The organism is Calothrix sp. NIES-2100, assembly GCF_963875285.1.
Lineage (GTDB): Bacteria > Cyanobacteriota > Cyanobacteriia > Cyanobacteriales > Nostocaceae > Aulosira.
In genome coordinates this window covers 187,446-209,880 of sequence record NZ_CAWNLA010000001.1, presented here as the reverse complement: position 1 = coordinate 209,880, position 22,435 = coordinate 187,446, and the positions used below count along the sequence as shown (strand labels likewise).

Annotated in this window: 21 protein-coding genes and 1 tRNA gene; 11 read left to right on the top strand and 11 right to left on the bottom strand. The window is 43.1% G+C overall.

Annotated elements, in window-relative coordinates:
- Positions 1 to 105 precede the first annotated feature (105 nt).
- The 3 genes from AACU32_RS00960 to AACU32_RS00950 all read left to right on the top strand — a co-directional run bounded on the left by AACU32_RS00960 (position 106) and on the right by AACU32_RS00950 (position 2,247).
- The gene (locus AACU32_RS00960; RefSeq protein ID WP_096596992.1) at positions 106 to 1,263 is read left to right on the top strand and encodes a DUF58 domain-containing protein; all 1,158 of its coding nucleotides are present in this window, start codon (positions 106 to 108) and stop codon (positions 1,261 to 1,263) included.
- 223 nt (positions 1,264 to 1,486) lie between these two features.
- On the top strand, positions 1,487 to 1,852 hold the full coding sequence (locus tag AACU32_RS00955) for a ferredoxin thioredoxin reductase catalytic beta subunit (protein ID WP_096596990.1): 366 nt from the start codon (positions 1,487 to 1,489) through the stop codon (positions 1,850 to 1,852).
- On the top strand, positions 1,849 to 2,247 hold the full coding sequence (locus AACU32_RS00950) for a DUF309 domain-containing protein (RefSeq protein WP_096596988.1): 399 nt from the start codon (positions 1,849 to 1,851) through the stop codon (positions 2,245 to 2,247). Before AACU32_RS00955 ends, AACU32_RS00950 begins: the two co-directional genes overlap by 4 nt.
- A gap of 355 nt (positions 2,248 to 2,602) precedes the next feature.
- Here the strand turns inward: AACU32_RS00950 and AACU32_RS00945 are convergent, their stop codons facing one another.
- Positions 2,603 to 3,253: a DUF4142 domain-containing protein gene (locus tag AACU32_RS00945; protein ID WP_096607806.1), complete on the bottom strand. Its 651-nt coding sequence runs from the start codon at positions 3,251 to 3,253 to the stop codon at positions 2,603 to 2,605.
- 471 nt (positions 3,254 to 3,724) lie between these two features.
- Here AACU32_RS00945 and AACU32_RS00940 point away from each other — a divergent pair, with 471 nt between their 5' ends.
- On the top strand, positions 3,725 to 4,087 hold the full coding sequence (locus tag AACU32_RS00940; RefSeq protein ID WP_096596986.1) for an ArsR/SmtB family transcription factor: 363 nt from the start codon (positions 3,725 to 3,727) through the stop codon (positions 4,085 to 4,087).
- A 68-nt stretch (positions 4,088 to 4,155) separates the two neighbouring features.
- On the opposite strand, the gene psbA is transcribed toward AACU32_RS00940, so the two are convergent.
- Positions 4,156 to 5,238 (bottom strand): photosystem II q(b) protein, encoded by a 1,083-nt coding sequence (gene psbA / locus AACU32_RS00935; RefSeq protein WP_096596984.1) that lies wholly within the window; start codon positions 5,236 to 5,238, stop codon positions 4,156 to 4,158.
- Positions 5,239 to 5,725: 487 nt separating this feature from the next.
- Positions 5,726 to 5,798, bottom strand: a tRNA-Ala gene (locus AACU32_RS00930).
- 71 nt (positions 5,799 to 5,869) lie between these two features.
- Here AACU32_RS00930 and trhO point away from each other — a divergent pair.
- Complete coding sequence (gene trhO / locus AACU32_RS00925; protein WP_096596982.1) at positions 5,870 to 6,775, top strand: oxygen-dependent tRNA uridine(34) hydroxylase TrhO; 906 nt, start codon at positions 5,870 to 5,872, stop codon at positions 6,773 to 6,775.
- 97 nt (positions 6,776 to 6,872) lie between these two features.
- On the opposite strand, the gene AACU32_RS00920 is transcribed toward trhO, so the two are convergent.
- Positions 6,873 to 7,346 carry a TspO/MBR family protein gene (locus tag AACU32_RS00920; RefSeq protein ID WP_096596981.1) on the bottom strand — a complete coding sequence of 158 codons (474 nt, stop codon included), beginning with the start codon at positions 7,344 to 7,346 and terminating at the stop codon, positions 6,873 to 6,875.
- Positions 7,347 to 7,609: 263 nt separating this feature from the next.
- Between AACU32_RS00920 and AACU32_RS00915 the strand changes: the two genes are divergently transcribed.
- The 5 genes from AACU32_RS00915 to AACU32_RS00895 all read left to right on the top strand — a co-directional run bounded on the left by AACU32_RS00915 (position 7,610) and on the right by AACU32_RS00895 (position 14,828).
- Entirely contained in the window at positions 7,610 to 8,179 is a 570-nt protein-coding gene (locus AACU32_RS00915; RefSeq protein ID WP_096607805.1) for a DUF3611 family protein, read from the top strand.
- 212 nt (positions 8,180 to 8,391) lie between these two features.
- A complete protein-coding gene (locus tag AACU32_RS00910) occupies positions 8,392 to 9,891 on the top strand; it encodes a DUF3370 domain-containing protein (RefSeq protein ID WP_096596979.1) in 1,500 nt (499 codons plus the stop codon).
- Between the two features lie 137 nt (positions 9,892 to 10,028).
- Positions 10,029 to 10,754 (top strand): 4'-phosphopantetheinyl transferase HetI, encoded by a 726-nt coding sequence (hetI, locus tag AACU32_RS00905; protein WP_096596977.1) that lies wholly within the window; start codon positions 10,029 to 10,031, stop codon positions 10,752 to 10,754.
- Between the two features lie 352 nt (positions 10,755 to 11,106).
- Entirely contained in the window at positions 11,107 to 13,509 is a 2,403-nt protein-coding gene (locus AACU32_RS00900; protein WP_096607804.1) for an MASE1 domain-containing protein, read from the top strand.
- A gap of 8 nt (positions 13,510 to 13,517) precedes the next feature.
- Positions 13,518 to 14,828 (top strand): hybrid sensor histidine kinase/response regulator, encoded by a 1,311-nt coding sequence (locus AACU32_RS00895; protein ID WP_096596975.1) that lies wholly within the window; start codon positions 13,518 to 13,520, stop codon positions 14,826 to 14,828.
- Positions 14,829 to 14,890: 62 nt separating this feature from the next.
- On the opposite strand, the gene AACU32_RS00890 is transcribed toward AACU32_RS00895, so the two are convergent.
- Entirely contained in the window at positions 14,891 to 15,664 is a 774-nt protein-coding gene (locus AACU32_RS00890; protein WP_096596973.1) for a hypothetical protein, read from the bottom strand.
- A gap of 69 nt (positions 15,665 to 15,733) precedes the next feature.
- A complete protein-coding gene (locus tag AACU32_RS00885) occupies positions 15,734 to 16,309 on the bottom strand; it encodes a Uma2 family endonuclease (RefSeq protein WP_096596971.1) in 576 nt (191 codons plus the stop codon).
- 184 nt (positions 16,310 to 16,493) lie between these two features.
- Here AACU32_RS00885 and AACU32_RS00880 point away from each other — a divergent pair, with 184 nt between their 5' ends.
- Positions 16,494 to 17,372, top strand: a complete 879-nt coding sequence (locus tag AACU32_RS00880) for a pirin family protein (protein ID WP_096596969.1) — start codon at positions 16,494 to 16,496, stop codon at positions 17,370 to 17,372.
- A 142-nt stretch (positions 17,373 to 17,514) separates the two neighbouring features.
- On the opposite strand, the gene AACU32_RS00875 is transcribed toward AACU32_RS00880, so the two are convergent.
- From AACU32_RS00875 to AACU32_RS00855, 5 genes are all read right to left on the bottom strand, one after another.
- Complete coding sequence (locus AACU32_RS00875) at positions 17,515 to 20,220, bottom strand: HD family phosphohydrolase (RefSeq protein ID WP_096596967.1); 2,706 nt, start codon at positions 20,218 to 20,220, stop codon at positions 17,515 to 17,517.
- Between the two features lie 264 nt (positions 20,221 to 20,484).
- Positions 20,485 to 21,495 (bottom strand): ADP-ribosylglycohydrolase family protein, encoded by a 1,011-nt coding sequence (locus AACU32_RS00870; RefSeq protein WP_096596965.1) that lies wholly within the window; start codon positions 21,493 to 21,495, stop codon positions 20,485 to 20,487.
- A gap of 92 nt (positions 21,496 to 21,587) precedes the next feature.
- Complete coding sequence (gene aroQ, locus AACU32_RS00865) at positions 21,588 to 22,082, bottom strand: type II 3-dehydroquinate dehydratase (protein ID WP_096596963.1); 495 nt, start codon at positions 22,080 to 22,082, stop codon at positions 21,588 to 21,590.
- Positions 22,060 to 22,197, bottom strand: a complete 138-nt coding sequence (locus AACU32_RS00860; protein WP_009459292.1) for a hypothetical protein — start codon at positions 22,195 to 22,197, stop codon at positions 22,060 to 22,062. The genes aroQ and AACU32_RS00860 overlap by 23 nt, the downstream gene beginning before the upstream one ends.
- Positions 22,198 to 22,224: 27 nt before the next feature.
- Positions 22,225 to 22,425: a hypothetical protein gene (locus AACU32_RS00855; protein ID WP_339377387.1), complete on the bottom strand. Its 201-nt coding sequence runs from the start codon at positions 22,423 to 22,425 to the stop codon at positions 22,225 to 22,227.
- Between the last annotated feature and the right edge of the window lie 10 nt (positions 22,426 to 22,435).

Sequence of the window (22,435 nt, the reverse complement as noted above, 5' to 3'; positions counted from 1 at the left end):
ACTTGCTGAGGAAATATTTTTCTTTTTCAGATGGTCTTCATAAATTCTTTAGGTAAACCCGGAATTTTTATAAATTTTAGGCATGGTTGAGCTAGAACAGAAATTATGAAAATCATCACACCCATGATTAATTGGTTACAAACCCGCGCTTGTGCGCCTGCATACAGCGGTTGGGTATTAGCAGGAATTGCTATTTGTTTTTTTGGGGCTGCTATTAATACAATGGCTGGTTGGTTGTATGCAATCAGCGGTGTCAGTTTTGCCCTATTGATTGTCGCCGCTATTTTACCTGTGCGATCGCTTGTGGGTTTAACTGTCAAACGCCGTCCGATCTCGCCGATATCAGCGGGAGATGAATTAACTTTAGAAATAGAAATTTACAATCAGACACAGCAGTCTGTTAACTTGCTCAAGGTTGAGGATATACTGCCTTTCGTTTTAGGTAAACCAGTAGCAAAAGCTATAGAAACAATTCCCCCCAAAGCCACTTATCGTTGGGTCTACTACCAACCAACCCAGCGCCGGGGTGTGTATCGCTGGCAAACTGTTGAATTAGTCACCGGTGCGCCTTTAGGATTGTTTTGGTGTCGCCGTCAGCGTCAATCTCCGGCGACAGCGATTGTTTATCCTAGCGTGTTACCGCTGGCTTACTGCCCGCTAGTCGATGAAATGGGGCAGGAAGAAAGCTATACTAGCCATCTGCGTGGTAAACCCTTGCAGACAGAGACAACCGGACTAGTGCGATCGCTACGTCCTTACCGAATCGGCGATCCGATCCGTCTAATTCACTGGCGTACCAGCGCCCGCTACGGGGAATTACGAGTACGGGAGTTAGAAATAGTTACCAGTGGACAGGAAATCATTATTGCCCTTGATAGTACGGCTCAATGGGAAGCAGAAAACTTTGAACAAGCGGTAATCGCCGCCGCTTCACTATATTTTTATGCCCAACGTCAAAATATGCAGGTAAAACTATGGACAGCATTTACAGGTTTAATCAAAGGCGATCGCATAGTTCAAGAAGCCTTAGCCGCAACCACAGCCCAGGAAGATAGCAACACACCTGTGCCTGAAAGCTACCCAGTGATTTGGCTGACCCAAAACCCCAACAGCCTTTCTTCTCTTCCTTCAGGCAGTCGCTGGGTTTTGTGGCAAAATAGTTCTTCACCCGCAGAACCAGTAGGAGTTAATAGAGATTACCCCGGCATCATTGTGCAAAGCGAAGAAGCACTACAACCCCAGCTACAAAAATCATGGCGCTGATGAGAGATTTTGATTTTAATTTGTGCAATATTTCAATATGTGTCTAAACATTAAGTCTTGCTGATGACCCAGATTTTTTTGTTGCCAGCAAGCCAGACATATAAGCCTTTAAGCAAACCTCAGGTTAAATTTCAAATGTCAGGTTGAGGAAATATCCCAGCAATAGCCCTATGAGGCTGATGTACAATGCAAAGAAATATTTAAATTATGAGCTGCCGATCCAATGATCTCACCAGAAGTTAATACAAAATCCAGCGATAAAAACCTAGAAGCAATGCGGCATTTTTCCGAACAATATGCTAAGCGCACTGGAACATACTTCTGTTCTGAACCTTCAGTCACAGCAGTGGTGATCGAAGGGCTAGCCAAACATAAAGACGAGCTTGGCTCACCTTTGTGTCCCTGTCGCCACTACGAAGATAAAGAAGCTGAGGTCAGTGCTGCATATTGGAACTGTCCTTGTGTGCCCATGCGAGAACGCAAAGAATGTCATTGTATGCTGTTTCTTACCCCAGACAATGAGTTTGCTGGCGAACAGCAAGAAATCACCCTAGAAACAATCAAAGAAGTGCGAGAAAGCATGGCATGAGTGAGACCATGCCCCAAGAGTTTTGGCTAGGCGTAGAACAGTTCAATTCTGGACAGTTCTATGCCTGTCATGATACTTTGGAAGCTCTGTGGATTGAAGCCAGCGAGCCGGAAAAAAGCTTCTATCAAGGGATTCTGCAAATTGCTGTAGCGCTTTATCATTTAAGTAATCAAAACTGGCGAGGTGCTGTAATTTTACTGGGAGAAGGTAGTAATCGTCTGCGACGCTATCCATCGGATTATGCTGGCATCGATTTAGAAGCGCTATTAAACCAGACTGTGGCATTGTTACAAGCATTACAGCAAACAGGCCCACAAGATAAGATTGCATCTGATGATCTGGGTGAAGCTGACACCTTACCCTTGCCTAGAATTGAGCTAATTAATGAGACGTAATCCGTACTAGGGCTGAAGTATGAAGTATGAAGTAGTAGGGGCGGGTTTACCGATATCCACGTTGCGAAACAAAGATCCAAATAAACCCGCCCCTACATATCAACTCTGATCTAAATAAACCCGCCCCTACCATCCTTCATCCTAGCCTGCGCCAAGCCGCTCCGCGTCTACATCCTTCATCCTTTCTTTTGTCAAATTACGATCGCAAGTCGTTGACTGTTGTCGGGGCAGGTTTAACCGACATATTTGTTTTCTGTGTAAATCTCTCAAAGAACCCGTCCCTACAGACTGTTGAGTGTGAACTCTCAACAGTCAACAGTCAACAACAGCAAATATTTTTTTACTTGGAAGTCCCTTACCTTCCTGCTGTCATCTTCTGAGCCATCTGCAAGTGTTCAGCAACAATTGGTGTAATTTCACTAGCAAAAACTCTCAAATCTTTGTCTAGTCCTGTGTTCAGATAATTTTGGTATTCAGCCAAAGTTTTTTGATGAGCTTGAGTCTGTCCTTGCATATAAGCTTGGTCAAAACTGTTACCAGATAGGCTTTGCAGCTTGGTCAATAAGGCTTTATTTTCCGAACCAATATCTGTAGGTAGAGTGACACCTTTAGCTTTGGCGATCGCACCTAGTTTTTGACTCGAAGCTGTATGCTGTTGAATCATGTGCTGTGCAAAGTTACGAACCGATTTGTTTTGTGACTTTTGTAGTGCCAGCTGACTTGTTTGAATCTCAGTTAAGTCACTTTGGGCTGCTTGGTTCATGAACTCTATATCAGATGTGGTTACTGGAGTATTAGAATCCGTGGGCTGTGGACTAGAGGTGGAACTTGCTGTAGGAGTCGGCGTAGGCGTACTCTGAGTCAAAAGATGCTGATTGGAATTGTTGTGAGCCTGAGAATTTAAGCAAGCTTGTGCTAATCCCGGCAGACTAATGAAAGCACTGGCGCTAGCAATTCCGAGAAAGCTGCTAATAACCTTTTTCAGACTTTTTGTTTGATAAAGCATATTCAATGATAATGATTGGTTTGAATCTTGGAACAATCTTGGTGATTCCCAATCAAACCTGTCTTTGGTGAATTTGTGAAAAAATTTCTGGGATAAAAGTTTCACATGCTTACCATTGGGTATTTGTGACAGGTTCGATTTATGTTTATTTCTGATGACAAAGGTAACTATGAAGTGAGTGCAAAACTTCTGTCACAGGAATAGGCTTTGCTTCCATCTGTGGAGAGACTGTTAAACGACAAAGAATATCTCGAAAAAACTTGACTAGCTTTGACCAGACAGCTAATGATGGAAAAATAACCCCATGCCTGTTAGGCTGAATCTCAACTTCCCGGTAGTTGAGCGGAGTCGAAACTCGATTTCCACGAAGCCTCAGCCTCAGTCCCTAAATTAAAGGTAGCGGCGTGTACAGAGAATATTAATATACTGAAAATTAATAGACTATTTTTGTGCTAAAGATTAAAACTACGTATGCTAAAAACAAAACCATTCCAGACTGAACCAGTAGTGATTGCAGCGGTGGCTGAGTATTTCAAGGTGCTATCAGAGGTGAGTCGGCTACAGATTTTGATCTGTCTCAAGTCAGGCCCGATGAATGTGATGGAAATTGCAGATGCAACTGGTTTGGGACAGGCAAATCTATCTAAGCATCTGAAAGTATTAACTCAGGCTGGGGTTTTATCTCGTCAGCCCAAAGGGACTAGTGCTTTTTACGAGATTACTGATCCGATGATTTTTGAACTTTGTGAGATAGCTTGTAATCGAATTAGCGATCGCATTTTACAGCAGGCAGAAAGCCTGAAAGCTATGCGCAGCAATACAGCAGTTTTTTAACAAAAAAGCACCCTCACAAATAGGGTGCTGATCAGTATCAAACAGAGGAGAGACTTGGAAATTGCCAACTAGCTGGCGATGGTTGGTGCGGTGAGAGCGATCGCTTTAGGGTCATCAAATGCTAAATCTAAGGGGAAGTTGTGCGCATTACGCTCATGCATGACTTCAATCCCTAGGTTGGCTCTATTGAGTAGATCAGCCCAGGTGGGAATTGTCCGTCCTTCGCTATCCAACACAGAGTTGTTGAAATTGAAGCCATTCAAGTTAAATGACATGGTGCTAACACCAAGTGCTGCAAACCAAATACCAATTACAGGCCAAGCAGCGAGGAAGAAATGCAACGCACGGGAGTTATTAAAGCTGGCATATTGGAAGATTAACCGCCCAAAGTAACCATGTGCCGCTATGATGTTGTAGGTTTCTTCTTCTTGACCAAACTGGTATCCAGTATTTGCAGATTCTACTTCTGTTGTTTCCCGAACCAAAGTAGAAGTAACTAGAGAGCCGTGCATTGCCGAAAATAAAGCACCTCCAAAAACTCCCATTACCCCCAGCATATGAAACGGATGCATCAGAATGTTATGTTCTGGTGAGAACACAATCATAAAGTTGAAGGTTCCGGAAATCCCAAGCATCATCCCATCGGAAAAACTGCCTTGCCCAATCGGATAGATCAACAATACAGCTGTTGCTGCCGCCGCAGGTGCAGAAAATGCTACAGGAATCCAAGGACGCATCCCTAAGCGATAGCTGAGTTCCCATTGCCGACCCATATAGGCATAGACAGCAATCAGAAAGTGGAAAATAATCATCTCGTAAGGGCCACCATTGTAAAGCCATTCATCTAAAGAAGCGGCTTCCCAAATGGGGTATAAGTGCAAGCCAATCGCTGCTGAAGTAGGCACTACAGTCGCAGTGATGATGTTATTGCCATAGAGAAGTGAACCAGTTACAGGCTCCCGAATCCCATCTACATCTACGGGAGGCGCAGCAACAAACGCCAACACAAAAACAATCGCCGCAGTCAAGGCTGTGGGAATCATGATCGCTCCAAACCAACCCACATAAAGCCGATTTTCAGTACTGGTTACCCAGTTACAAAATCGATCCCATAAACCAGCGTTTCTGCGCTTTTCTAGAATTGTTGTCATTGTTCAATGAGTGCGAATGTATTGGTTAAATATCGCGCAGCAAGTTACCCTTGTTACACTAAAACTATATAACCATAAAGTTATATAATAGTCAAGCGCCAGACTGCTAAAACTAATCGGCTTTGAAATCCTGAAACTGAAGTCACTAATGTAGCTATGGAAAACGAGCCTGCAATTAACACAACCCAACCGTCAACAGTTGAGTATCGATTATTGCTCCAGCTTTATGTAAAAACTTGGTAGCTATCCCAACACAAGTGCCTGCTGTATCTTGGTCTTCCTTTTGTACTGCGGCGATCGCTTATTGGAATTGGTAGCGCTCCTGACTGAGTAAGTCTTGCCACATCTTTGCTGACTTGGTGGCTACAGATGCGACATCACAACTCAGGGGTGCTTGTTGAGCGTAGGTGCGATCGCTGTCGGTAAATTGTCAGATGTAGACCCAACTGAGATTTTTTAGCTGAACTTCACTAGACTTCAGATTTAATGGAGGTTAGCGGACTCGAACCGCTGACATCCTGCTTGCAAAGCAGGCGCTCTACCAACTGAGCTAAACCCCCGTAAAATAAAAAATGAGGTAATTAACATACCTCTACTATTGTAACTTATATATGGTTCCATTGGCAAAGGAATGAAACAAGAAAATCCCCTAGTTGTGGCAACACTTTATAAATTCGTCAGTTTGCCAGATTTTGCCGAAAAGCGAGACCCTTTGTTGTCTTACTGTCAACAGCAAGGTATTAAGGGCACAATTCTGTTAGCACAAGAAGGCATTAACGGTACAATTGTCGGTTCCCGTCAGGCTGTGGACTCAGTTCTGGAATTTATGCGTGGCGATCCGCGTTTAGCCGACTTAGAACACAAAGAGTCTTATACGGAAACTCTGCCGTTTGAGCGGATGAAGGTGCGGTTAAAATCAGAAATTGTGACTTTAGGATTGCCCGAAGTTGACCCCAATCAACAGGTTGGTACTTATGTCACTCCTCAAGAATGGAATGAGTTAATTTCTGACCCAGAAGTGGTTGTGATTGACACCCGCAACGATTATGAGGTGGTTATCGGTACTTTCAAGAATGCACAAAATCCTCAAACTCACTCATTTCGTGAGTTTCCCGATTTTGTTCGCCAGACCCTTGACCCCAGTAAACACAAAAAGATAGCGATGTTTTGTACTGGCGGTATCCGCTGCGAAAAAGCCTCATCTTTTATGATCTCTCAAGGCTTTGCCCAAGTGTATCACCTCAAAGGCGGCATTCTCAAATATTTAGAAGAAGTTCCTGCCGAAGAAAGCTTGTGGGAAGGGGAATGTTTTGTCTTTGATGAACGAGTTGCTGTCCGTCACGGCTTGGAAGCAGGTAGCTATGATATGTGTCAAAGTTGTGGTCGCCCGATTTCTGCGGCAGATAAGGCTTCACCTCAGTATGAGTCAGGTGTTTCTTGCCCCTACTGTTTTGATAACCTTACGGAAGAAAAAAGAGTACGTCAGCAGGAAAAAAGGCGACAGTTTCTCCTTCAAAGTAACCGCAAAAACCAATAATTACAACTTTTAGAGCAGAAAGCTAATGGGGCATTGGGCATGGGGCATTGGGCAGAAGTCATTTCTCCCCACACTCCCTCATGCCCCTGCGTCCTCACTAGGCGGCTTGGGGATTGAGGTGAAGCATCTGCCAGGTAGTATAAGTACCGATGGGACTCCAAAGCAAGTAGGGAACTAATAACAGCGCTGCCCAACCAGAAGTACTCAAGACTGCAAGTGTTAATAATAAACCGATAATGAAGCCTGTACCGCCAATAATCGTACCTATTTTTAGACTACGGAGGCGAAACATTACAGGCGTATAGGCAATAGTCACAATCTCTAGAAGTATGTATAAAGCCATGATTAACCAAGTGGCGTTGGTTCCTGGGTTTTTTTCCCAAATAATATAAGCTGACCAAGCACCGCAAATAAAAATTACAGTCCAGATAATCGGAATTGCTGCTTCAAAAGTTAACCATCTAGGCCTTTGCAATCGCTCAAACCACTTGCGATCGCTTGGTGTAATAAAATTAGCTGCTAGAGCAACTACGAAAGCTACACCCCCAATTACCATCCAAGATTTAATCATGCCGCCCTATCCTTTGCGATCGCTAGCAACTATTTAAATTTCACATATTCAAGTCTAATATTGGCAATTTAGCTGTGTTATCTCATCATCCTTGAGTTTGATTACTTGCCTTCAGTTTTTGAATATTTTCACGTTTTATGCCTATATTGGCAATTGTCTTTCCGTGGATGTGGTAGTGATTCCGTCTGGGGATGGGGGTATTAAGCAAGCTAGTAGACATATTCTTGATGATTACAGCCGGAGCTAATCAGATGGAAAGCAATATGCAAACTCAATCAGAAATGCGTTCGCTAGCATCAGAAGTTCAAGGAATCGCTAATAATATTCGCCTTACAGGCTGGATTACCTTTTGGTTACAGTTGGGAATGGCTGTGGTTTCTTTTTTGGCTTTGTTATTTGCTGCTACTGGTCGAGGCTTTGCGGATCAACCAAATGCAGGTCTTGGAGTAGGGATGTTTTGGGCTGCATCCGGAATTATCGTCCTATTATTTAGCGTTTATTGGGATTTTCGTTACACTCGCATCGGTAAGCGCTTAGGAAATCCCAATCCAGCACTTCATCCTAGTAAAGCAGATACAGTTAAAGTAATTCGGTTGGGAATTATTGCCGCTTTAATCGGCATACTGTTAACTATTTTAGGTGCTGGTTCAACGGTAGGAGTGTTAGTAGCAAAATCTATCTCCCAGCCTCCAGGAGTAGCCATCACCGATCCTTATAAAATTATCCGCGCCCTTGATGTGTTTGTAGCGCTGGCAAATATCAATGGAATTGCGGCTCATTTTGTTGGTACTGTATCTTCACTTTGGCTACTTGAGCGAGTCAATCAAAACTAATTAACAGGGAACAGGAAAATCTGCATAAATAAATTCTTCCCTTCCCCCTGGTTGGTGAGTTTCAACTACTGCGTAGTCGAGATTCAACTGCTGCGAACTCTAACCGCTGCCCCTTGCCTTTCTTCGGTCATGGTATAAGAAATATTCTCCCAGGAACTTGTAGTTACAATTGGTCATCCTAAAAATCACAGTTCCTGGGAAAATAAACATTTATGCCAGCGCGTAAGCCTCAATATCAATTACTGACACTTATATGCTTATTTTTATTAGGAGTTGCTCTATCTCAAACCTTGAGATCTGGAACTTTTCAGTCAAACGGAAACACTGATAATTCTAAAGTAGTTGCCCAAACTTCACCCACGCCAGCACCGCAAGAAATTGTGCAAGCGGGAGAAGTACGTGCTTTACCAGGATCGCTTGATAATATACCTGTATTTAACAGCAATAGCCCAGAATGGGTGAAAAATGAAGGTATTTTACTTTCTACATTTCCCCCAAACGGTAAAAAAGTCCCCGCCGCACATCTTAATTTTCCCTTTGAGGGACGCTTTGATTTATTTGCCCACCACTATACCCACACTCCTAAAGATTTACAGACTCTCTATGTGGGTGTAATTTTGCACAATCCTGGTAAGCAACCTGTGACAGTGGATGTTCTACAAGCAGCGAGTTATTTATTACAGGATGCGCCTTTTGTCACCTTAGCACCCTACATCGAAAATAATGATGGTAAAACTTACTCCGGGCCTGGTGCGCGTGCTGTGAGTGATGTGTTGCGGGGAGTTCGTCAAGCTGATTTCCCCGCAAAATTGATTATCCCGCCAGGACAAAACCGATTATTGCTAAATCATCCCATTCCGGTAAAAAATCTGGAAAAGCCTGTCAATGGTCGGTCTAGTTTTATGCGGCTGCGCAGTAGTAGTAAAGTTTATGCAGCTAGTTTGGCAATGTTTGCGAAGAAAAACCCAGATGGTAGCGATCGCCCTCCCACTTTAGCAGAATGGCAATCTTTACTCAATAATGGCAACTTTGCAGGCCCAAGAGATAAAACTCCTACTCCCCCCAATGCTACAGGCGGTGCGTTGATTTATGGACGTGTAGCAGGTGTATCTGGGGGTTCTCAGTGGCAAGCCCTACTTACAGATAACGCCAAAGCCCAAACTCTCACCCTCCGGGTTCGCAGTTCCTTCAACGGGGGGAACCCCCGCAACGGACTGCTCACCATTCCCCAGCGTGGTAAAGCAATTTCTTATGCCATAGACACCTTACGCGGTGGTCAACTAGGTAGCGGACAAATCCAAACCGCAAAGATGTTAGTACGCTATCCAGATACAGCCTATGAAGCCCACGGTAATTATGGGGTGGAATATAATCTCAGCTTACCCTTAAGTAATACCACTAAAGAAACCCAGAAAGTCACGGTGACATTAGAAACACCGTTAAAAGAAAATAAATTATCCCAAGGTGGTCTCCGCTTTCGCAAACCATCCTTAGATTTTCCCTTTTTCCGTGGTACAGTGCGGCTGCGCTATACCGATGACCAAGGTCAACAAAAAACCCGCTATGTGCATTTATGGCACAGAACAGGCCAAGTTTTAGAACCATTATTACAAGTAACGCTGCCACCTGGAACTAAACGCATGGTACAAGTAGATTTAATCTATCCACCAGATTCCACACCACCACAAGTGCTAAGTGTCAGAACATTGTGAAAGGGCATGGGGAAGAGATGGGGGAGATGGGGGGGAGAGGGGAGATGGAGAAGAAAACTCCCCACACTCCCTCATCTCCCCTGCCCCCCTGCCCCTTTTCCCCCTCTGCCCCTCTGCCCCCCTAGCCTCCTCCATTAATGAATTCATCTCAGTATTTATGGCTACCTGCACCCGTAGATTTAATTTTGTTACCGAACGATGTCCATGTTTGGCGTATAAACCTCAACCAACCAGAAGCAAAGGTGCAACAATTCGCAACAACCCTCTCTAGCGATGAATCGGCGCGTGCGCAAAGATTCTATTTTCCAGAACATCGTCAACGTTTCATTGCTGGGCGTGGTAGCTTGCGGACAATATTAAGTGCTTACTTGGGTCTTCCTCCCCAAGAAGTGCAATTTGATTATGAACCTCGTGGGAAACCATTCTTAGCGAGTAAATTTGCCGACAGTGGAATAACGTTTAATTTATCGCACTCCCAGAATTTAGCTTTGTGTGCAGTGAGTAAAAATCGGCAAGTAGGGATAGACTTAGAATACATTCGTCCGATGTCAGACTTGGAATCCCTGGCGCAACGGTTCTTTTTACCGAGAGAATACGAGTTAGTGCGATCGCTTCCTCCCGCACAAAAATCTTCAGTATTTTTCCGTTATTGGACTTGTAAAGAAGCTTACTTAAAAGCCACAGGTGAGGGCATAGCGCAGTTAGAGCAAATTGAAATTTCTCTCACTCCCACAGAACGAGCTAAGTTACAGACAGATCAAGACTGGAGCCTACTAGAATTAGTACCTGCCAATAATTATGCTGCTGCTGTGGCGGTAGCCGGTTTTGGTTGGGATTTGAAGTGCTGGGACTTTGGGGAATGAGGGAGGGAAGGGGGACAAGAAGAGAAGTCTGAGCGCCGGCGTCCGGCGTTAGCGCAGCGGTAGCGAGGTACGAGCGTCTGGCTTCTCCTAACGGAGACGCTGCGCGAACGCCAACGTCTTCGACGAACAGAACTTCGGGGAGACAAGGAGGACAAAGGACAAATGACAACTGACAACTGACAACTGACAACTAACAAGTTATTAGGGTAGAACTTTTGGGAAAAATGAACATGAGGCTGAGGTGAAGTAAGTAGTTAATGCTACCATCTGTCACTTCCACATCAGGTCATTGCTGAATTAAGTATTGTATCTGTTGATGTTTGCTCGTGGAGTTAACAAGCACAAAAAAGCGATGCAACCAGGTTCTACCCAGAGAAAATTCCCATTGATTCTAGATCGGACAGTATTGATAGCTGCGATCGCAATTCCGATCGTTCACTTTTGTCTGGCCAAATTAGCAGCATCGATGTCATATGACAATGGTGTCACACCTATTTGGCCTTCTTCTGGGGTTTATGTAGCGAGTATTTTGCTGCTGGGATATCGTGTTTTACCGGGGATATTTGTCAGTGAATTAATTATCAATATTTTACTGTTTTATAAAAATCCTTGGCTCGGCATTCTTGGTTCTATTGTCGGTGTAATTGAGCCATTAATCAACGCCTTTCTGATTAAACACTTTATCAAACATCATCATTTGCTCAACCGCTCTGGCGATGTATTTAAATTTCTGGGGCTGATTTTGGTTGCTCCTTTAGTAGGTGCTACTCTTGGGGTAAGCGTCCAATGTCTAGATGGAATTACACCGTGGGCAGCTTATAAAGAAGCATGGCGAATTTGGTATCCTGGTTCCATTGCCAGTGTGTTGATTATCGTCCCAGCAATCGTCACATGGTTTGAGAAACCTGAACAACAGACACAATTAAATTGGCAACAGATTAGTGAGTTAATAATATTGTTGCTATCGCTCATTGGAATCAGTTGGATTGCCTTCTCTGGTGGGTATCCTGTGGAATATATGCTGATTCCACCGTTGATTTGGTCAGCCTTTAGATTTGGACAACGAGAAGCTACACTGCTGATGACTATCGTAACTGCGATCGCAGTTTACGGCACTAGTCATGGTTACGGATCATTTGTCAGACAATCAATAAATGAGTCTTTGCTGCTGCTGCAATCTTTTATTTGCGTTGTTGCTTTAACGATTTTCGTAATTTGTGCCGTCGTTCAGGAAAATAGGAGAGCAGAAAGACACCTCAGAAAAGCAAAAGACGAATTAGAACACCGGGTAGAAGAACGCACTGCTGAACTTCAAGAAGCTAAACTTGCTGCTGATAGTGCTAATCAAGCCAAAAGTGAATTTCTAGCAAACATGAGTCACGAACTTCGTAGCCCACTCAACGGTATTTTGGGTTACGCGCAAATTCTCCAACGTTCCCAAATTTTCACAGCTAAAGAACGTAAAGGGATTGACATAATTTATCAGTGTGGTTCTCACCTGCTCACATTAATTAATGACATCCTCGATCTCTCCAAAATCGAAGCCCGAAAAATGGAAATCCAACCACAGGATTTTAATTTTCATAAGTTTCTCCAAGAGGTAGTAGAAATTTGTCAAATTCGGGCACAACAGAAAGGAATTGGCTTCATATATCAACCTAGTCCAAAGCTTCCTAATATTATTCATGCCGATGATAAACGTTTACGGCAAGTTTTGATTAACCTTTTAGGTAATGCCATCAAGTTTACCGATCGCGGCGGAGTAAAGTTTCAAGTAGAGGTCATAAAAGCTGGAAATTGGCAACTGAAATCTAGAATTACTCGTGTTCGCTTTCAAATTAAAGATACAGGTGTGGGCATGTCCCCAGAACAACTAACAAAAATTTTCTTGCCCTTTGAACAAGTTGGTAATACACAAAAGCAAGCAGAAGGTACAGGTTTAGGATTAGCTATTAGTCAAAAGATTATTGCCCTCATGGGTAGCAAAATAGAGGTAAAAAGTCATCCAGAGAAGGGTAGTATTTTCTGGTTTGATTTAGATTTAGCTGAAGCGGAAGAAAGGACATTAAACCAAACCATTCCGCAAAAAAGAACCATTATTGGCTTTCAAGGTCACAAACGGAAAATATTAATTGTTGATGATCGTTGGGAAAATTGTTCAGTGCTGGCGACTTTATTAGAAGCTGTCGGATTTGAAATTTTTGAAGCTTATAACGGCCAAGAGGGATTAAATAAAGCAATTGAATGTCAGCCAGATGTAATTATCACTGACTTAAAAATGCCGCTGATGGATGGTTTGACAATGACTAAAGAACTGCGCCAAAAACCTGAGCTAAAAAATACAATTGTTATAGTATCCTCTGCAAGTGTGTTTAACTTCCATCGCCAAGAAGCGCTAAATGCTGGTTGCAATGATTTTCTTCCTAAACCAATACAAATGGAAGAGTTATTTTGGCAACTACAAAATCATTTGCGATTAATTTGGAATTACGAAGAGGAAACAGCATTAAATAACAACCACCAAGAAACTTCAGAGGTATTAGTAAAAATGCAAGTTCCAACGCAAGCGGAACTTATCGCCTTGCAGAAAGCTGTACAAATTTGTGATGTTGCAAATATCCAAACAGAAACTAATCGCATCAAAAATTTAGATCGAAAGTATGCTGCTTTTGCCAATAAGATATTAGCCCTGGTTGACGAATTTGAAATTGAAGCAATTGCTGAGTTAATTGAAACACATGTTGGAAAATCTTAAAAATTATTATGCCACTTATTAAAACAAACTCTATTTTGGTTGTCGATGACAATACAAATAATATTCGTGTTTTGTTTGAGATTCTACATAATTCTGGTTTTCAAGTTTCTGTAGTTAAAAGTGGTGAAATGGCACTAGAGAAAGTGCCTTCTATTCAACCAGACTTAATTTTATTAGATGTGATGATGCCAGGAATTGATGGCTTTGAAACTTGTCATCGTCTCAAGTCTAACGAAAGCACCAAAGAAATTCCTATAATTTTTATGACTGCTTTAAGTGAAGTCGAAAATAAAGTTAAAGGATTACATTTAGGTGCAGTAGACTACATCACAAAACCAATTCAAGTTGAAGAAGTACTAGCCCGTGTCAACGTTCATTTATCATTACGAAATACCAAAATAGAGTTATTAGATGAAATCTCTGAACGCCGACAAGCAGAAATTAAACTTCAGCAAACTTTAAAAGATTTACAAGCAGCCCAAATCCAACTTATCCAAAGTGAAAAAATGTCTGGTTTAGGTCAAATGGTTGCAGGTGTAGCTCACGAAATCAATAACCCAGTCAACTTTATTTATGGTAATATTGATTATCTCGATGAATATACAAAAAATTTGCTCAGGATGCTCAATCTTTACCAGCAAATTTATTCCATGAATCAACCAGAAGTACAAGCACTAGCTGAAGAAATAGATTTAGAATTTTTAGTTAAAGATTTACAAAAACTTCTACCTTCAATGAAAATGGGTGCAGAAAGGATTCGTAACATTGTCCTATCACTGCGTAACTTTTCCCGCATGGATGAAGCAGAATTTAAAGCAGTGGACATTCATGAAGGAATCGAAAGTACACTGATGATTCTGCAATATCGCTTGAAAGATAGACCAGAACGTCCAGCAATTGAAGTAATTCGTGATTATGGTAAATTACCCCTAGTCGAATGCTATGCAGGACAACTTAATCAAGTTTTGATGAATATCTTAGCAAATGCAATTGATGCTTTAGAAGAAACTTGTAGCCATTACACCTATCAGGAGATGAAACAAAATCCTCATAAAATTATGATTCGGACTTTCCTAAGTGATTCACAATGGGTGACAATTGCGATCGCAGACAATGGCTTAGGAATCCCAGACAAAGTAAAAAACCGTATCTTTGACCCTTTCTTTACTACCAAACCTGTGGGTAAAGGAACAGGTTTAGGCTTGGCGATTAGCTATCAAATCATCACTCAAAAGCATGGTGGAAAATTAGATTGTCTTTCAACTCCAGGTCAAGGAACTGAGTTTATCATTAAAATCCCTGTGCAACAAAGAAATTAATTTGTTATTTGTCATTGGTCATTGGTCATTTGTAATTTTTCAATACTTTTATGTAACTTTTTTTAATTACGAATGATTTTAATTATACTGAGCAGGACTAGAGCAATTACCAAAGCTAGTGCCACATTTCTCAGTATAGGATTGTTCCAGTGCTTGATTGCGATCGCCAAAATTGCCCACACCGCTACTCCCGTATAAGCAATATCTCGGCGCTGGATGACAATGACGACAGCAATTGTAGCTGCTATCAACAACATAATTACAGTCCATACTTCGGCAGAAATACCCCATCCATTCCAATTCTGAGAATATAAAGCACAGGCAACATTGACAATTGTCGCTACACTAATCCAACTGAGATAAATGCTTATAGGGCTGTGAATACACCACTTTTTGCGCTGAGAGACAAACCTGTTGCCAATATCTAACCGCAAATAAATACCAATCAGCGGTAGCAAAATTAACAACATGGCGACAACAGAAAGGACAAACAACCGAGAGAGAAACAGGTATACCCAAATACTTTGAGCAATCGAGGCAATTACTAATAGATATCCTGTATTGCGTAAATCTGAATCATCTTTCTGACTGGGAAGAAATTGGTAAATTCCCAAAGCAAACAACCCCAGATAAATTAATCCCCAAATAGCGAATGCATAGTTAGCAGGAATAATTAAGACATCTTTGAACAAAGTATTGGAAATTTGCCCAATGCTGAGTCCATTCAGCGGAAAAACGTTCGATATCACATTGATAACGAAAGCAGCGATAATTGCCGCTAAGGTTGCAAGCTGGCGGAAAAAATCGCGGTTATCGCCTTGAGTTGACTGCTGCATGGGATACTTTTAGGTGATAGTTCCAATATGGATGTGCGATCGCTTTTACTGTCTTTACTTTATTTATTGCTAGCTTAAAATCTGGGCTAAATCCAACACAAATCCAGGTAGTACATCCTCTCCTGATAAGCTATGAGGCGATAGCAAAACTTCAACTTCCTGTCCTGGGCGGTAAATTTCTACACTTTGGTTATGCGGATCAATCAGCCAACCTAAACGCACGCCGTTGTCAATATACTCCTGCATTTTGCGTCGCAGTGTCTCTAGGCTGTCTGTAGCCGAGCGTAATTCTGCCACAAAATCCGGAGCCATTGGTAAAAATTTGGCTGGATCTGGGTTGAGGGCTATTAATCGTTCCCGACTCACCCAAGATGCGTCAGGCGATCGATTTGCACCGTTGGGGAGTTTGAAACCTGTGGAAGAGTCAAAAGTTAGTCCCGTACCATCAGCATCAGCCCAAAACTCTAACCGGGCTGTTAATTTTGAATTACGATTTCCGCTTTCCCATCCTGTTGGTGGCATAATAATCAATTCTCCCTCAGCCGTCCGTTCGATACGCAAATCTCGATTATTTTGACAGATTTGGAAGAACTGCTCATCTGTTAGCTCGATAGTAGGATGTAGGTTGAAGATTAGGTCATTCATAGTACTTCGTGGGTTGTGTGGAAACCCACTGCTTCTATATGCGGGAGGAAATACCAATCAAGCGCAGGGGTTGGATAAGTAGAGGAGTAGTACTTACCGAACTCTCCTGTATACCGGAGAACGCTTTGCTACGACTGTATGTATAGTTAGCCTAGCATTTACCAATCTCGATGGAGCAAGCGTCATGAGCGATCGCAGCATTCACAGCATTACCCAGGCCAATATCAATCGCCTCAGCCCACGTCTGATCACCCGCGATGTCGGCGAAGCGCAGCTTGGTGAGGATATTGACCCTTTCATCATCGTTTCGCTTTACGATATGACAGGCCCCACCTTTCCCCCACATCCACATGCAGGTTTTTCGGTGGCAACCTATATCCTACCGGAAAGCGCAATTGGTTTCATCAATCAGGACTCGATCGGCCATCGCAATCGGATCGCGCCGGGGTCGCTCCATTGGACAACCGCAGGATCTGGCGTTCTGCATGAAGAGCAGCCCGAACGCCCCGGTGCGATCGCTCGCGGGTTCCAGATCTGGATCGATCTCCCTAAACAAGACCGCCACATCGCGCCGGATGCGCGGCATCTTGCCGCAGATAATGTACCTACACTGATCAAAGATGGTGCAACGATCCGTGCTGTCTTGAGCGCGTCCAACGGACTGACATCGCCATTGACTGTACCAACACCAGTGCGATTGATCGACGTGACGCTGGAGCCTGATGCCGCTTTCGTCCAGACGCTTGATGAAAATGAAAACGCTTTCATCGTCATGCTCGGTGGCGAAGCCCATATGGGCGAAGCGATCGCGCGTACTGACGATATCATTCGCACCAAAGCGGGCGGCAAAGCCCTGCGTATCAATGCTGGAGCAGTGGGTGCGCGCTTCATATTGTTTGCAGGCGAGCCGCTACGCCAATCACGCGCCCAGCGAGGCCCCTTTATCGCCAGCGACACCAGCGAACTCAACGGTTTCATGAATGCTTATGCAGCCGGTCTCTTTGGGCAACTCACGCCCTTTGCCCAGCAGTCACCTCAGCCTAAATCCATATCCGAAGCTTGAGAGATGGATTTTGAAATTTGCTCCAGGGTTTGAGGGATGAGGGAAGGGGGACAAGGGACAAGGGAAGGGGGACAACTGACTTTTGACTCTTGACTCTTGACTCTTGCCCAATGCCCCATGCCCCATGCCCCATGCCCATTAACTAACCCTTAGACTTGAATTTGGGATAAGCAATGCGTTTATGATGGAATTGCTGCCAAACTTCTACGAAGATGTGAGCAATTTTGCCAACTTCGTCTTTGGTTAGCCCTGAATCTACAAGTTGATCGTCTTGCCACCGGGCACGGAGAATATTATTAACCATTGTTAAAGCTTGTTCTGCTGAAGCATCTTTGAGCGATCGCAGGGCTGCTTCACAAGAATCTGCTAACATGACAATTGCTGTTTCCCGCGATTGGGGAATCGGCCCGTCGTAGCGAAAATCAGCGTCGTCTACTTGTAAAGTAGGATTTTCCTGCGCCATTTGCTGCGCTTGGTGATGAAAATAAGCAATCAGCATTGTTCCCTGATGTTCTGGAATGAAAGCTTGAATTGCTGTGGGCAGGAGATGTTTTCGCGCCATCACTAATCCTTCAGAGACGTGCTTTTTGATAATCTCTGCACTCTTCCAAGGGTCATTAATTTCTGTTTCATGTTTATTGGGTCCCCCCATTTGGTTTTCAATAAAGCCGAGAGGGTCGTGCATTTTGCCAATGTCGTGGTATAATGTCCCGGCTCTTACTAGTTCGACATCACATCCCAGTTTTTTGGCAGCGGCTTCCGCCAAGGTGGCGACAAATAGGGTATGCTGAAAAGTTCCGGGAGCATTTGTCGCCAGTAGTTTTAATAAGGGACGGTTAGGATTGGCTAGTTCTGCTAACCGAATGGGGGTGACTAAATCAAAGAGTTTTTCTAAATAAGGACTCAAGCCCAAAGCTACAATACTCCATGCTAAGCCCAATAATCCAAATAACCCTGCATCTTTGAAGATGATATACCAAGACACTGGACTTCGTATAAGCGAGAGGATTAAGTAAATACCTCCCTGAGTGGAGGCGATCGCCAGTCCTAATAATGCCAATTCTTCGCGCGATCGCAGTCTTTTGGCCATCAAACTGCCGACTATTCCCCCAGCTGCACCAGCTATTAAAATAGTTTTACTGATTTCCATGCTAATGGGTAGCACTAGCAACAGTAGCCCGATAACTGTTACTCCTAAACTAGGGCCATAGAAACTGCCCAACAATAACCCAATAGCACTCCAGGTAGTATGTGACACACCCATCATTACCATCCCTGGCGTACTCAGGGTTAGCAGCAATATTAACACGCGATCGCGTTGTCGCAATTGACCCACAAGACTCCGTTCGACATAGACAAAAATGCCAATTGCTGTTGTGATTGCGCCTGTCAACTTCAGCAACTGGGGCCAGTTAATCTCTCGCCGATTCAGGTGATAATACTCCAGTACCTCAAAATGCCATTGGGTAATCTTCTCTCCTTTAGTGACAATTACCTGATTTTGCTGCACCTCAACCATGACTGGTTTTACCTCAGCAGATGCCTGTTTTTGCTGTTTTTGTGTTTTTTCTTCATCTTTTTTCAAATTCGGTTGCAGCACAGCCAACAACAGTTTGCTAGCCAAAGGTTGAGCTTCTGGCGGTTCTAATGTCTGCACTTGTAAGCTGACAGTATCCTTTAAAGTATTTGCTGGCAGACCCTGGGGGATACCTTGGGTGAGAATGCGTGCAGAAATCTGGCGGATTCCTGTTTGTATGTTTGCCCATTCTGTATCTGACAGATCCAAGAGTATCTTTGCTTCATATACTGCTTTTGATTTAGCAGTTTCTAGCTTTTGAAGTTGGATTTTGGCTTGGGCGAATTTTTGGCGTGCTTGCACAATTTCGTCCATCAGTGAGGACAAACCGTCTTCAGAATATCTAATTCGGTAAGTTTCTAGTTCCGTCACTACTTGCAAAAAGTCAGATGTTAAGGAGAGATTTGCTGGTTTTTCATTCTCCCAAATCGGCTTTGTAGACTCTTTGGCAATCTGGGGGATAGAAGTCTGTCTGCTAGTTTTTAACTGGCTCTGGCGACGAGATGGGTTGGTGGATGATTGTAAAGATGAGAATAATTTTTCCGTCTGGGAACTGCGCTTAGGGTTAAAAAGTTCTGCTTGCTGTTTTCTTTTCTTTTCTAAAGTTTGTAATATATCTTGCCATTCTCCTTGAGTGCAAGCCCGGAGATAACGTTGGCTAGGTATTTGTATATCCATCTGTGACCGAAAAGGAAAAGTTCCAGCCGTGTTACGGATTTTATCAGCATCATCTAAAAGTTTTTGTAAATTCTGGTCGATTTGTTCATTGATTTTTTCATCGACCATTAAGATTGGTAGAGAATTGTTACTGACTGCTTTGCGTTGGGCTGCTGTTTTTCTGGGATCTTCAATCTTGTCTGTGTATGGAGCTTTAATTGTCTGGGGTGCGATCGCCCCCTGTTTTAGCTGCGGTTGATTATATAGTTTATGCCCGATTACACCTGTAAGGGATACTACTGCGATCGCCAAAATTACAGTAGAACGATTTTGATGCACCCAGCTTAAACCGATTGTATTTATCACTCTCTGAGGTTTAACTGATTTGACGATTGACCTCAGTGCTATTCCTGGTTTTTGGCTAATTTCATTAGTTATTGATACATACAGGCGTAAGTTCTTAACTAGAGTTTTTTGCCATTGTTCCAGGCGTTTTTGGCTACTGCGATCGCTCACCACCCTCAGCAATTTTCCTCTACGACACAGTAGTTTGTACTGTCGCCGCCAAAGAGTTAATTGCTGGGCTAAAGAATTAAAAAATCGCTGATGTTTCATTACCTCTGCCTACAGTTGCTTACTTTGATACCTCAAAACAAGACAAACCTAGGGGAAGTCCAAGCAGGAGCAACCGAAGCTGCTCAGAACTTCGGAGGAGGGGTTTGCTTGCGGCTGATTTGCCACAATACCTACCTATAGAGTCAGGTTAAGAGTTTCTTTGGAAATTGTAGTATAAAGAACTACTAATTGTGGGTTTTTCTGGCTGCTGACTAGAATTGAAACTTGATATCTCCTCTACAATGCTGCTCAGTAGAAATAGCATTAACGCGACCTGATAACACGAGGAGCTGCAAAGACCCATAGAGGAGGCTGTACATGTCTCTGCAAATTAGAGTTGTAGCAATTACCGTCAGGAATAGCTGACCATAAAGGTAATGGTACTTCTGACTCAGGTATGAAATCTCCCTCTGTGCTTAACTGTCCCAAATGTTGGGCATGATTATACAACCCTGACCACACAGACACAAGTGCATCAGCTAATTCCACCATCAAAGAAAAATTACTCAGTTCCCTGGTTGCTGAATTGGCTTGCGAGTATGAGATCTGCCAACCTACGGGAATACCCGCAATGCTATTATATGCCCCCGATAAAGCACCAGTAATTGCACTTATATGATGTAAGTATAAACCCTTATGGTCTTGTCGCCACCTATCGCTGAGTTGATTAGCTCGCAAAACTGCTAAGCGGTAGTCTTCCAAGGTACACAGAAAGCAGTAAAATGCCATAGCAATACTTTTACTGAGCTTTTCTTCTTTACTCAATTCGATTTGCACCCTTTCTAAACTTGCGCCCTGTTGTAATAAAGTATTAATTTTTATTAATTGTTGTGGTAGAGATGTTGAGGTTTCACCAATAAAGGCGATCGCCTCGGGAATCAGGGTGCGGGAGTGGAGTTTTTCTGTCAGGATTTGCGTGATCGCATAACCTACTGCTAGTGTTCCATCTCGAATCACTGGGTCATCATCCCAGATTTTTAACACCAAGAGCAAGCTTTGTCTTAATTTCAAGGGATTTTCATGAAAAAAAAGTGCTACTGGTAAGGTAGCCAGTATCACTTTTAGCGAAATTTTCTCAGATGCTTGTGGCTTTTGCGCTCGCCAATCATCTAAATCTAATTTTCCCAGTCTGATTAAACTTTCCGTACCTCTGACTGCGATCGCATCGATGTCACAGCAGTTCTGAAATTCTTTGTCATGACTAGCGGCTAAACTTTGCCCAATTAATGCTCCGAGTAAAGTCCCGCGAAACCGACTAACAATAGAGTAGCGCATACATCAAACATAAAGTGTGAAGTTTCCAGGATGAAGAAATCAGGATGAATGATACAAAATCTGATCACCCTGAGTTCTTCATACTTCATACTTTAATCTTTTCTTAAGTGTTGCACTATTGCATGTAAACCTAATATGTAGCTTTGGACACCAAAGCCACTGATTTGCCCAATAGCTACGGGCGCTATATAAGAATGATGGCGAAATTCTTCCCGTCGGTAGATGTTACTCAAATGTACTTCTACTGTTGGTAAGCTCACACCTGCGATCGCATCCCGCAATGCCACACTTGTATGGGTGTAAGCCCCAGCATTAATCAAAATTCCCTGATGTTTCCCAAAGGCTTCATGAATAGTATCAACTAAAACGCCTTCATGATTTGACTGCACAGGATAAACTTCCACCTGTAGTTTGAGTCCTTCTGCTGCTAACAGGTGGTTAATTTCAGCCAGAGTAAATGAACCGTAAATTCCCGGTTCTCGCTGTCCTAGCAAATTCAGGTTTGGCCCATGCAGCACCAAAATACTTAAAGGCTGCAACGTCAAGTCCGGCACTTTCTCACTCTTAACGACGACGCGAACGATCATCTACTGGAATCGGAATTAGTTCTGGTTCCGGTTCAGCCTCCGGCCCTAGTAGGGCTTCAATCAACTTTCGCGCCAATTCTTTAAGCTTTTCCAGTACCTTTTCTATATAGTCCATTGAACTGACTGCTCCTGAGATACTACCTCAATTTTGACTAACAGCTACGCAGAAATTGGCGTACTTCCGCACCTCTGGCTGATGATTAGGCGATCGCACTCCCGAATTTCGGGGATGATCCACTTTATCAAATTTTGTGTTGTGATCTGCCTTACTTCTTAGAGTATCACATTCTGATAATCCTACGACAATCAAACTATCCCTTGGTTTAATATCAGGTATTGGCAAATATCTCTGT

Coding starts and splice junctions, on each gene's coding strand:
- AACU32_RS00960 (WP_096596992.1), top strand. CDS start 106: ATGAAAATCATCACACCCATGATTAATTGGTTACAAACCCGCGCTTGT.
- AACU32_RS00955 (WP_096596990.1), top strand. CDS start 1,487: ATGATCTCACCAGAAGTTAATACAAAATCCAGCGATAAAAACCTAGAA.
- AACU32_RS00950 (WP_096596988.1), top strand. CDS start 1,849: ATGAGTGAGACCATGCCCCAAGAGTTTTGGCTAGGCGTAGAACAGTTC.
- AACU32_RS00945 (WP_096607806.1), bottom strand. CDS start 3,253: ATGCTTTATCAAACAAAAAGTCTGAAAAAGGTTATTAGCAGCTTTCTC.
- AACU32_RS00940 (WP_096596986.1), top strand. CDS start 3,725: ATGCTAAAAACAAAACCATTCCAGACTGAACCAGTAGTGATTGCAGCG.
- psbA (WP_096596984.1), bottom strand. CDS start 5,238: ATGACAACAATTCTAGAAAAGCGCAGAAACGCTGGTTTATGGGATCGA.
- trhO (WP_096596982.1), top strand. CDS start 5,870: ATGAAACAAGAAAATCCCCTAGTTGTGGCAACACTTTATAAATTCGTC.
- AACU32_RS00920 (WP_096596981.1), bottom strand. CDS start 7,346: ATGATTAAATCTTGGATGGTAATTGGGGGTGTAGCTTTCGTAGTTGCT.
- AACU32_RS00915 (WP_096607805.1), top strand. CDS start 7,610: ATGCAAACTCAATCAGAAATGCGTTCGCTAGCATCAGAAGTTCAAGGA.
- AACU32_RS00910 (WP_096596979.1), top strand. CDS start 8,392: ATGCCAGCGCGTAAGCCTCAATATCAATTACTGACACTTATATGCTTA.
- hetI (WP_096596977.1), top strand. CDS start 10,029: ATGAATTCATCTCAGTATTTATGGCTACCTGCACCCGTAGATTTAATT.
- AACU32_RS00900 (WP_096607804.1), top strand. CDS start 11,107: ATGCAACCAGGTTCTACCCAGAGAAAATTCCCATTGATTCTAGATCGG.
- AACU32_RS00895 (WP_096596975.1), top strand. CDS start 13,518: ATGCCACTTATTAAAACAAACTCTATTTTGGTTGTCGATGACAATACA.
- AACU32_RS00890 (WP_096596973.1), bottom strand. CDS start 15,664: ATGCAGCAGTCAACTCAAGGCGATAACCGCGATTTTTTCCGCCAGCTT.
- AACU32_RS00885 (WP_096596971.1), bottom strand. CDS start 16,309: ATGAATGACCTAATCTTCAACCTACATCCTACTATCGAGCTAACAGAT.
- AACU32_RS00880 (WP_096596969.1), top strand. CDS start 16,494: ATGAGCGATCGCAGCATTCACAGCATTACCCAGGCCAATATCAATCGC.
- AACU32_RS00875 (WP_096596967.1), bottom strand. CDS start 20,220: ATGAAACATCAGCGATTTTTTAATTCTTTAGCCCAGCAATTAACTCTT.
- AACU32_RS00870 (WP_096596965.1), bottom strand. CDS start 21,495: ATGCGCTACTCTATTGTTAGTCGGTTTCGCGGGACTTTACTCGGAGCA.
- aroQ (WP_096596963.1), bottom strand. CDS start 22,082: ATGATCGTTCGCGTCGTCGTTAAGAGTGAGAAAGTGCCGGACTTGACG.
- AACU32_RS00860 (WP_009459292.1), bottom strand. CDS start 22,197: ATGGACTATATAGAAAAGGTACTGGAAAAGCTTAAAGAATTGGCGCGA.